The organism is Streptomyces albipurpureus, assembly GCF_023701525.1.
Lineage (GTDB): Bacteria > Actinomycetota > Actinomycetes > Streptomycetales > Streptomycetaceae > Streptomyces > Streptomyces albipurpureus.
In genome coordinates this window covers 1-10725 of sequence record NZ_JAMQAW010000094.1, presented here as the reverse complement: position 1 = coordinate 10725, position 10725 = coordinate 1, and the positions used below count along the sequence as shown (strand labels likewise).

General features: G+C 69.1%; 9 protein-coding genes. 6 read left to right on the top strand and 3 right to left on the bottom strand.

Going from position 1 to position 10725, the window contains the following annotated elements; translation table 11 throughout:
* Positions 1-83: 83 nt before the first annotated feature.
* The 5 genes from NBG84_RS37450 to NBG84_RS37430 all read left to right on the top strand — a co-directional run bounded on the left by NBG84_RS37450 (position 84) and on the right by NBG84_RS37430 (position 6391).
* Complete coding sequence (locus NBG84_RS37450) at positions 84-1160, top strand: zinc-binding dehydrogenase (RefSeq protein ID WP_250924184.1); 1077 nt, start codon at positions 84-86, stop codon at positions 1158-1160.
* Positions 1161-1719: 559 nt separating this feature from the next.
* Positions 1720-3048, top strand: coding sequence for an MFS transporter (locus NBG84_RS37445; RefSeq protein ID WP_250924183.1), 1329 nt, complete (start codon positions 1720-1722; stop codon positions 3046-3048).
* A 153-nt stretch (positions 3049-3201) separates the two neighbouring features.
* Entirely contained in the window at positions 3202-3342 is a 141-nt protein-coding gene (locus tag NBG84_RS37440) for a hypothetical protein (protein ID WP_285368824.1), read from the top strand.
* Between the two features lie 361 nt (positions 3343-3703).
* Positions 3704-4618 (top strand): acyl-CoA thioesterase, encoded by a 915-nt coding sequence (locus NBG84_RS37435; protein WP_250924182.1) that lies wholly within the window; start codon positions 3704-3706, stop codon positions 4616-4618.
* Positions 4619-4678: 60 nt separating this feature from the next.
* Positions 4679-6391 carry a class I adenylate-forming enzyme family protein gene (locus NBG84_RS37430; protein ID WP_250924181.1) on the top strand — a complete coding sequence of 571 codons (1713 nt, stop codon included), beginning with the start codon at positions 4679-4681 and terminating at the stop codon, positions 6389-6391.
* A 69-nt stretch (positions 6392-6460) separates the two neighbouring features.
* Here the strand turns inward: NBG84_RS37430 and NBG84_RS37425 are convergent, their stop codons facing one another.
* The 3 genes from NBG84_RS37425 to NBG84_RS37415 form a co-directional block, all read right to left on the bottom strand.
* Entirely contained in the window at positions 6461-7618 is a 1158-nt protein-coding gene (locus NBG84_RS37425) for an acyl-CoA dehydrogenase family protein (RefSeq protein WP_250924180.1), read from the bottom strand.
* 335 nt (positions 7619-7953) lie between these two features.
* Positions 7954-8760 carry an SDR family NAD(P)-dependent oxidoreductase gene (locus NBG84_RS37420; RefSeq protein WP_250924179.1) on the bottom strand — a complete coding sequence of 269 codons (807 nt, stop codon included), beginning with the start codon at positions 8758-8760 and terminating at the stop codon, positions 7954-7956.
* Between the two features lie 38 nt (positions 8761-8798).
* Positions 8799-9572: a citryl-CoA lyase gene (locus tag NBG84_RS37415; protein ID WP_250924178.1), complete on the bottom strand. Its 774-nt coding sequence runs from the start codon at positions 9570-9572 to the stop codon at positions 8799-8801.
* A 540-nt stretch (positions 9573-10112) separates the two neighbouring features.
* On the opposite strand from NBG84_RS37415, the gene NBG84_RS37410 reads away from it, so the two are divergent.
* Positions 10113-10725, top strand: a 613-nt coding sequence (locus tag NBG84_RS37410; protein ID WP_250924177.1) for a LysR family transcriptional regulator, incomplete at its 3' end; no start/stop codon positions are given.

Below are 10725 nucleotides of genomic sequence, written 5' to 3'. Positions count from 1 at the left end.
AAGGACTCTCCGCCTACCTCGAAAACAAAACCATCACCCTCCCCACCCCGGCCCAGGCCTGACCCGTACCCTCAGGAGATCTCATGCGCGCGGCAGTACTGCACCACACCGGAGACAGCACCCTCGACGTCACCGATGTCACCACCGCCTCCTTCGGGCCCGGCCGAGTGCGGGTAAAGATGCACCGGGCCGGATTGTGCCACTCCGATCTCTCCGCCATGAGCGGTGTCCTCGCACATCCCGCACCCTTCGTCCCCGGGCACGAAGGCGCGGGTGAGATCGTCGAGGTCGGCGAGGGCGTCACCCACCTCAAGCCCGGCGACCGGGTCCTGGTGTGCTGGATGCCCCCGTGCGACGTCTGCCCCTCGTGCAAGGTGGGCGAGGGCCATCTCTGCCGCAGTGGCTACATCAACCTCGGCAAGCCCAACTTCGAGTACGACGGGACCCTGCTGCCCGGCATCGTCGGCACCGGCACCTTCGCCGAGGAGGCGGTCCTGGACGCGAAGGGGGCCATACCGATCCCGGACGATGTCTCCTACGACCTCGCCGCACTGATCGGCTGCGGCGTCACCACCGGCATCGGCGCCGCGCTCAACACGGCCCGGGTGCAGCCCGGTTCCTCGGTGGCGGTGGTAGGCCTCGGCGGTGTGGGCATGAGCATCGTCCAGGGCGCACGGGTGGCCGGAGCGGCACAGATCGTCGCCGTCGACCCCACCGCCAACCGCCGTGATCTGTCCCTGAAGTTCGGGGCCACGGAGGCCGTCGCCCCCGATGATCTGCCGGATGCCGTCCAGCGGCTCACCGGCGGTTTCGGCTTCGACTACACCTTCGAGGCCGTGGGCAAGCCCGCCACCCTGCGCGCCGCCTACGACGCCGCCCGCACCGGCGGGGCGGTCTGCCTGGTGGGCGTCGGCTCGCGCTCCGAACTACCGGACATCAACATGTTCGAGCTCTGCCGGAGCGAGAAGCGGATTCTCCCCTCGTTCTACGGCGGCGACGATGTCCGCCGCAGCCTCACCAAGATCATCGACCTCTGGCGCGCGGGCCGAATCGACCTGGAATCGATGATCACCCACCATGTACCGCTGTCCGACGTCAACGAGGCCATCCGGCAGATGCACACGGGCGAGGCGCTGCGCACCGTCATTGACATCACCTGACACCGGCTTCCGGAACTCGATCGGTTGGACGGGCTCGCGCCGCTGTTCGGCGGCCGGCACTCCAGGACCTGGCAACCGTGTCCGTACCGGACCTGCATCCCCCCGGTGACGTGCCGCCGCGCGGCGCCCACCGCCATCCATACGGAAGTTCCGTCATGAACCGCCACGCACGGACTTCCCTGTCCGCGTCGCGCTAGCGCGAACCGCATATCCCTGACATGGCGTCTTCCCGCCGCTTCCCGCCATGGCGGGACCCGAGACCTGGTCGGCTCGGCCTCACAAGGGTCCGCAGCGATAGCGAGCCGCATCGGCCCGCACACCGTGGCACAGGGCCGATCCCGACGGCCAGAGGCCTCCGGGCATCGGAATCCGGTGCCAAGGACCCGCAGGGCGGAGAGCACACACCGCTCTCCGCTCCGCGTCTTCCCCCCTTGTGGTCTGACTGCCTCTCCGGACGAGCGAATCACCCGCCCCGGAGCAGCCGCCCCGCACCCCCGTCCCCATGCCCGGCTGCCCGGTCACGGGCAGCCGTAGTCTTCGCCCCGCCCAAGGAGCGTCCATGGCCATTGATCAGCAGTCCGGCACCGGCCCGGTGCCCGGACGCGAGCACAGACCCGAGCAGCAGACGAGACGGCGAGCCTGGCTCGTGCTCTCCCTCCTCTTCCTGCTGCTGGTCGTCAACTACGCGGACAAGGTCATCGTCGGTCTCGCCGGCGTCGACATGATGAAGGAAATCGGGATCGGTGCCGACGAGTTCGGTGTCATCCAGAGCAGCTTCTTCTGGCTCTTCGCCATCGGCGCCATCCTCGGCGGCTGGCTCGGCGGCAAGGTGAAAGCACGCTGGCTCCTGGCCGGCATCGCCGCGCTGTGGGCGGTCAGTATGGCCCCCATGGTCGGGCAGGTCGGGTTCACCACCGTCGTCGTCTGCCGCGTCCTCCTCGGTTTCGCCGAAGGGCCCACCACGGCCCTGGTCATGCATGTCACCCACACCTGGTTCCCGCCCGACAAGCGAGCCGTCCCCAGCTCGCTGGTGGCCTCGGGTGCCGCCATCGGGCCGGTCATCGCCGCCCCTGCCCTCACCTGGGTCATCACCCAACACTCCTGGCACGCCGCATTCGGTGTGATGTCCGTGGTCGGTGTGATCATCGTGATCCTCTGGCTCATCGTCGGCAGGGAAGGACCGGAGTCCGCTTCGGATACCAAGGGAACGGGCGCCGCCGAGCCGGTGAGTCGCCTGCCCGAGCGGGTGCCACTGCTCAAGCTCTTCGGGACCGGCACATTCATCGGATTCCAACTGCTGTTCTTCGTCGCCTACATGCTGACCGCGACCGTGGTGAGCTGGCTCCCCCTCTATCTGCGCGACGGCCATGGCTACGACGCCACCACCACCGGAAACCTCGTAGCCCTGCTCTTCCTGGGAACAGCGATCGCGGCCATCGCCAGCGGCTTCGCCTCCAGTGCCATGACCAAGCGGGGCATGAGCAACCGTGCCAGCCGCGGCTATCTGGCGGGAGCCATGGTGCTCCTCGCCGGCATAGGCACCGTCAGCTTCCCGGCGCTCGACCGCGGCGTCATGCACATGGTCCTGATCACCCTGGCCGCCTGTGCGAGCGCCGCCGGATACGGCGTCTCGTTCACCGGACTGTCCGACATCGTGCCCGCCAAGCAGCGTGGGACCGTCTTCGGTGTCGTCACCGGCGTGTACAGCCTCGGCGGAATCGTCGCCCCGATCCTCATGGGAGCACTCGTCGAGTCGGCCGACACCCCCCTGGCCGGCTACAAGCAGGGATTCATCGCCATCGGCGCCGCCATCGCCGTCGGGGCGGCCATCGCCACCCTGCTCATCAACCCCGAGCGCGACGGCGCAAAACTCGCCGCCACATCCTGACCTCGTTCCATCCCGCCTGGATGATCCCGCACCCGGCTCCCCCTCGTCATGGACTCACAGGGGAGCCGGGTGCGGGCCGGCCCAGCCCCGTCGCCCGCGGCGGGCCAAGGGCTCACGTCTCCGTACGAAACCGAAGAACAAGGGAGTCTCGTCGTGGGAGACCTCGAAGGCCGCGTGGCCGCCGTCACCGGCGCGGGGCGCGGTCTCGGCCGTGCGCACGCGCTGCTGCTCGCCGCCGAGGGCGCGAAGGCGTACGCGTCAACGCCATCGCACCCGTGCCCCGCACCCGGATGATCCTCGCCACCCCCGGCCCGGGTACCAGAATCGCCCCGGCCGACACGACCCCGACGCCGCCGACGTCTCATCGGTCCCCGCCTGGCTGACCGCCGAGATCTGCCCCGCGAACGGCCGGCTGCCGAAGGCCCACGGCGGGCGCATCGAGGCGCCCGCCGGCTGGGCCGAACGCGAGACCCGGCATCAGGACGACCGTTGGACGATCACCTGGCGGATCAGGCACCGGACCGGCTCCCGTCCGCACCGGCGTCGTTCACCTCCTCCGTCCACCAGCCCCGGCCCCGGCCAGGAACCCCGCACCGCCGAGGCCTTCCGAACCGGGCCCAGAGCAGCGATCGATCGACACCTCGGGAGTACCTCCGTGCAGTACCCACTCACCAACGCGGCTCCGACCGGCCGACCCGACAACGGCGACGCCGATCTGGTGCGCTTCCTCGCTCTGGAGCGGCTGGACCGTGATCTGTTCAGCGGCATGTGCCATCGGGGCGGGACAGGGCGGGCCTTCGGGGGGCATCTGGCCGCGCAGGCGCTCGCCGCGGCGGGGCACACGGTGGACGCGGACCGCCGGGTGCACTCCCTGCACGGCTACTTCCTCCGCCCCGGTGAGCTGCACCAGCCGATGCTCTATCACGTGGAGCGGCTGCGGGACGGCCGGTCGTACGGCGCACGCCGGGTGACCGCGTTCCAGGGTGGAGAGGCGGTCTTCACCCTCAGCGCCTCCTTCAAGTCCCCCGAGGACACCGCGGACCGGCAGCGGCCCATGCCCAGCGTGCCCGCCCCGGAGGAACTTCCCGACCCCTACCCGATGTGGGCCCGCACCCGCCCCAAGGATTTCGCGGCATCCGTGTACCGGCGGGTGGTTTCGATGCGGGTGGTTCCGCGGAGCGACCGCCCGGGGCCGCCGGCCCCGTCGGGCGTCACCGAGTACGTCCTGTGGATGAGGGCCGTGGAGCCGCTGCCCGACGACGCGACGCTGCACGGGTGCGCCCTGACCTACGCATCGGATCTCGCCCCCGGGGCGGTGGCAGCCATGGCCCATGAAGAGCCCCGGATGCTGCGGAGCGCGCCCGACCGTGTCTTCACGGCGTCGCTCGACCACTCGATGTGGTTCCACCGGCCGTTCCGCGCCGACGAATGGCTGCTGTTCGTGGTACGCAGCCCCTCGGAGAGCGACGGCCGAGGCCTGGCCACCGGCAAGGTGTGGACCAGGGAGGGGGAACTGGCCGCGTCCTTCGCCCAGGAGGTCGTCGTTCGCCCACTGCCTCCGGCCTCATGAGCGGCTCCCCTCCGTTCTCCGGTCAGTTCGACCCCCATCTCTGGAACAGGGAGTTCCGCAATGCCAAGCGCCTGGCCCACGAACATGCCGCGTTCGCTGGAGTACCCCGAAGTCGGCGTCGACATGCTTCTCGCCGGCGCCGCCCGTGCCCATCCCCATCGCGTCGCGCTGCGCGACGGGGACGAGACCCTCACCTATGCGCAGCTTCACGACCGGGCCCTGCGCGTCGCCGCCGGCCTACGGGCCCGGGGCATCGGGCCGGGTGACGCGGTCGCCCTGCATCTGCCCAACACCCTGTGGTTCCTGGTCGCCTACTACGGCATCCTCTGCGCGGGCGCCGCCGCCGTCCCCGTCAACCCGGCTCAGCCGGCGAGCCCGCTGAGGCGGCAACTCGCCGACTGCGGTGTACAGGCGCTGTTCACCCATCCGGCGAACTGCGCGGTCTTCGAGCGCGGGGCGGTGCCGGAGGGCCTGCGTTTCGCCGTGCACGTACCGGCGAGCGCCGCCGCTCCCGCGCCCGTCGACGCCGAGCTACCCAAGGACGCCTTCCCCGACGGGCTGGCATCCCTCGGCGAACTCCTCATGGAAGAACCGCTGAGAGACCTCGCCGTCGACCCCGAGTCGGTCGCCCACCTTCAGCTCACGGGCGGCACCACCGGCAGCCCCAAGGCCGTACGGGTCCTTCATCGCAATCTCGTCGCCAACATCCTTCAGGTCGGCTGCTGGCGTTCGGCGACCCTGCCGTATCTGGACGAGACGGGCGCGCTGCGCATGCGCGTGGTGCCCGAGGCGGTGCACCGGCACAGTCTCGTACCCGGTCAGGGCGTGTTCGTCGCCGTCGCGCCGTTCTTCCACAGCCTCGGGCTGGTCGGTCACAATGTGAACACCCTGCTGGGCACCACCGTGGTCATCGGAGGCCGATTCCATCCGACCGCTTTCCTGGAGAGCGTCGCGCGCCACCGGGCCAACGCTGTCGGGGGCTCACCGTCCCTCTACTACGCCCTGCTCAGCAGCCCCGCGATCGAGACGGCCGATCTGTCCTCCGTGACGCTGCTGACCTCCGGCGCCGCCCCTATCGACACCTCCGCCCTCAGCAGGCTGCGCGCCGCGTTCCCGAATGCCGCCGTCACGGACGGCTACGGCCTGAGCGAGGCAACGGCGGCAGTGGCGTTCACCCCGTCCCACCAGGGCGTTCCCCCAGGCGCTGTCGGACTGCCCGTCTTCGACACCGAGATCGCTATCCGCGGGGAGGACGGCGGCACGCCCTGCCCGAACGGTGACACGGGCGAGGTATGGGTACGTGGCCCTCAGATCGCCGACGGCTACCACGGCAGGCCCGAGCTGTCGGCGGGTCAGTTCGTGGACGGCTGGCTCCGTACGGGGGACATGGGCCGTCTCGACGAGAACGGCTATCTGTTCCTGGCCGGCCGGGCCAAGGACATGCTCATCTACAAGGGCTACAACGTCTACCCGCAGCCGCTGGAAGAACTGCTGTGCTCCCATCCGGCGATCGCCCAAGCCGCGGTGGTGGGCAGGCCGGACCCGGTCGCGGGGCAGATCCCGGTCGCCTTCGTGGTGCTCCGTCCGCCCTACGTCCACGAGGCCGGTCGCGGCCGCGAATTCCTGGACGAGGTGATGGCGCACGTAGCCGCCGAGGTGGCGCCGTACCAGAAGGTCCGTGACGTACACATCGTCGACGGTCTGCCGCTGACGCCCACCGGAAAGATCCTCAAGACCGAGCTCCGCAAGCGGTGGGAGGACAGCGGCGCCTGAAGGTGAACGTGTAGGAGCCGGGATTCGGTGAATCCCGGCTCCTACACGGCTTTCGGAAGGACCCAGTCCCTACAGGCCCAGGTCCTTCGCGATGATGGTCTTCATGATCTCGCTGGAACCGCCGTAGATCCGGCTCACCCGGGTGTCGGTGTACAGCCGGGCAATCGGGTATTCGAGCATATAGCCGTAGCCGCCGTGCAGTTGAAGGCACTTGTCGATGACACGGCCCGCTACCTCGGTGGAGAACAGCTTCAACTTCGCCGCGTCCGCGGACGTCAGCTCGCCCGCGTCGAACGCTTCGAGGGCCCTGTCGACCATGCACTCAACGGCCTCGACCTCGGTGGCGCACTCGGCGAGGACGAACTTGGTGTTCTGGAACGCGGCGACCGGCTTGCCGAAGACAGTGCGCTCCTTCACATACCGGGTGGCGAACCGGATCGCGGCCTTGGCCGTGGCATAGCCACCGACACCGGCGACCAACCGTTCCTGGACCAGATTGTGGGTGAGGTAGGCGAAGGCGGCACCCTCCTCACCGAGCAGGTTCTCCACGGGCACCTTCACATCGGTGAAGGCCAGTTCGGCGGTGTCCTGAGCGCGTAGTCCGATCTTCTCCAACTTGCGCCCGACGGTGTAGCCCTCGCTCGTGGTGTCGACGCAGAGGATCGACAGGCCCAGGCGGCGGTTGTCCTCGGGGGCCGGGGAGGTTCGGCAGACCACCAGGACCAGATCGGCCTGGATTCCGCCGGTGATGAACGTCTTGGCGCCGTTGAGCAGATAGTGGGTGCCGTCGTCCGAGAGCTGCGCGGAGGTACGGATACCGGCGAGGTCCGAGCCCGTCCCGGGTTCGGTCATCGCGATCGCGGTCATGATCTCACCGGAGACAAAGCCGGGCATCCAGCGGCGCTTCTGCTCCTGGCTGCCGAACTTCAACAGATACGGCAGGGAGAGCGCGGTGTGCGCGCCGGCACTGCCCAGCATGACACCCGCCCGTGCCACCTCCTCCTGGACAACCGCCTGGTACTTGTAGGAGGTGACTCCGGCTCCGCCGTACTCCTCGGGCACCTCGATGCCGAAGTAGCCGAGGTCGCCGAGCTTGCGGTACAGCTCCTTGGGCACGATCCCGTCTTGGAGCCACTCATCGAAATCCGGTACGACCTCCTTGGCGAGGAAGTCACGGATGGTCTGCCGGAAAGCCTCGTGCTCCTCGGTGAAGACACTGCGTCGCATCGGGACGGGTTCCTTCCATGGATCAGGAATCGGGGACCGCAGCGCAGGCGCGGGGGGTGCGCCTGCGGTTCTTTCCGCCGTGCCATCGGGCTCCGGGGGAGATCTCCTCGCTCCGCTGGGCCGTTCATGGCGCCACGGCACCCGCAGACGGCGATGGTGCCCGGCGCCCGGCGCCCGGACGGATTTTGGGGCGCCGGGCACGTGTGGGTAGTACATCGAGGTTGGCCGCATCGGCATCGGAGCCGATGGGGATCGGGCCGCCCGGCTGACGGCCTCCGCCGAACGCGCCCGCGCTTCCCGGCCCGGTCGACCCGTCGCCCTGGCCGGATGGAGGCTCAGACCCGGCCCGCGTCGACCACCAGGCACTGGGCGTTGACGTAGTCGGACTCCGGAGTGCACAGCAGGTAGACCGCGCCGGCGGCCTCCTTCGGAGTGCCCGGGCGGCCGAGGGGGATGGCCTTCGACGCTCTGGCTGCCTCCTCGGGGTCAAGGCCGGCCCCGATGCCGCGGGTGTCGGTCTCCGATGCGGCGTTGTCGTCGGCGACGGCCTCAGTCATCGGTGTGAGGATGAAGCCGAAGGCGACGGCGTTCACATTGACCTTGTAGCGGCCCCACTCCTTGGCCAGGCTCTTGGTCAGACCGATCACACCGGCCTTGGCCGAACCGTAGGTGGACTGGTCCGGGGTGGCGTAGACGCCCGCAGTCGAGGAGATGTTCACCACCTTGCGGTGGTAGTCGGTCGGGTTGGCCCTGATGAAGGGCTGAGCGGCGCGCAGAATCCGGAACGGCGCCTTGAGATTGACGCCGAGGACAGCGTCCCACTGTTCGTCGGTCATTTCGTCGATGGCCGATTCGCAGGCGTGCCCGGCGTTGTTGATGATGATGTCCAGGCCGCCGAAGGCCTCTACCGCGGTGTTCACAAAGCGTTCGGCGAACCCGTCCTCGGCGACCGAACCGACACAGACGACAGCTTTGCCACCGGTCGCGACCACCTCCGCCGCCGTCTCCTTCGCGGGTTCCTCATCCACATCGTTGATCACCACACTCGCTCCCTCAGCAGCGAGCTTCAGAGCGATCTCACGGCCGATACCCCGGCCGGAGCCCGAGACGATGGCGACCTTGCCATCCATGGTTCCCATCATGAGGTGCATCCTTGCTGTGTGTACGGGTGAGGAGCCGGTCAGCGCTTCGGCTGGTAGTCGGTGTTGTCCTGAACGTGCTGGAACAGCGCCTGAGCGCTGCTGTCCGCCCGGCCGTTCGCGGCCTCCTCGGCGATGTGGCCGACCAGACCCACGGCCCGTGCGGCGGTGACGACCGTACGGACGTGCTTCCAGTGGAAGCCGATGTCGGAGAGTAGGGCACCGAAAGTGCCCGCGCCGTTGAGCGTGATCTGCTTGCCCTTGCGGCGCTCCATCTCCGCGTGCACGGCCTGGAGGAGCCGGCCGTGGTCGCCGAGTACCCCGTACTCCTCGGCCAGTTGGTAGAAGCGGGTGGTGCGCGGGTCGCGGGGGCGGTGGGTGGGGTGGCCGAAACCGGGCACCCTGGTGCCGGACTTCTCGTACGAGTCGAGGATGTCCGCCGCGGTGGTAGCCGGGTCCTGACCATCGGAGGAATCGGCGATCGCTTCCTGGAGCATCCGCGCCGTGTACTCCATCGCGCCCAGATAGACACTGCCGGCGCCGAGCAGTCCGGCCGCGACGGCCGCCTGGGTCGCTTCCGGGGCGCCCAGCCAGGTGAGGCGGGCGGCGAGTGCGCTGGGCGTGAAACCGTGCTCGGCGACACCGACCATCAGGGCGTTGAGCATCCTCGACTCGTTCTCGGAGGGAAGTCGGCCCTGCGCACCGAGGAAGACCAGATCGGCGAGGTTGGCGTGGCCGATGACCTCGGAGCACAGGTCATAGCCGTAGATGTTGACCGCGTCGGGCGTGGAGGTACCGATATGGGTGGAGTACATGACTGCCTTTCACACAGGACTGGTGCCCGCGGAGGCGGCGGGCTGCGGTCTCCCCGCGCTCCGGAGATGTCGGGGCCAGCTCTGACCAGCCTCTTGGGGCGGTACTCCGCGTCGGAGGCCGGGAGGCCCATGCGCGAGCGCGCTGCGGAGCCAGGCTCCGGGAGTGGTTCCTCCCCGTCCGGGTTCTCGGCCGTTCCCCTGAGCTGGCCGATACCGGGCCGGGTTGGATTGGGGCTTTCACCTGATTCTCGGGCCGTGAATCGATGGCCGCACCGACTGGTGGTCCGGAGACGGCTCCAGCACCGCGCAGGCGTTGCGCCCTTGTGGTGCCGGCGGTAGGTCCGGGGCCGTCGGAGCAGGTTCAGGGGCCGCGTGCTGCGGTTGTCTCCATACTCGCTCCCTGTCCATGCCCGAGTCATGACCCCGGCGTGCGAACAATGCGGTGAACCGGCCCCGCGCGGACCGTTCATCGGCACGCTATGCCGCCGAACGGCATTAAGAGAAGCCTTGAGATTCCTCTGGATGTGATAACCGTTGGTTATGGAACGCCGCCATCTTGAGTACTTCATCGCCGTCGTCGATGCGGGCAGCATCTCCGGGGCCGCCCGCCGGATGCACCTGAGCCAACCCGCCGTGTCGCAGGGGCTCAAGGAGCTGGAACGGGAGCTGCGCACCCCACTGGTCCAACGCGGACGTACCGCCACCCTGACCCCGGCCGGCCGTGCTCTGGTGGCCCCCGCCCGCCGGGTGCTACGCGCCTTCGACAGCGCCCGGGCAGCCACCGAACAGATCGACGACCTGGCCAGCGGGGTACTGGACATCGCGGTCGCGCCCCTGTTCAGCACGGACGCGGTGCCGCTCATCAGACGCTTTCGCGAACGCCACCCCGGGGTCCGGGTACGACTCCACGAGGCCGCCCCCGGAGCGGAGGGCTTTCAGACCCTGCGCAGGGCCGAGGCCGAGCTGCTGATCTGCGGCCAGCCCGCGCCCCATCCCAAGCACCGGGCGGTGCGTCTCCCGAACACCCGGATGATGGCCGTCTTTCCGCCGGGGACTGAGGGTCTGCCGGAGGGTGATCTGTCGATGGAGGAGTTGGTACGCCATGACTTCGTTCTCACTCTGGCGCAGGAGTCAGCGATTCGCGTATGGTTCG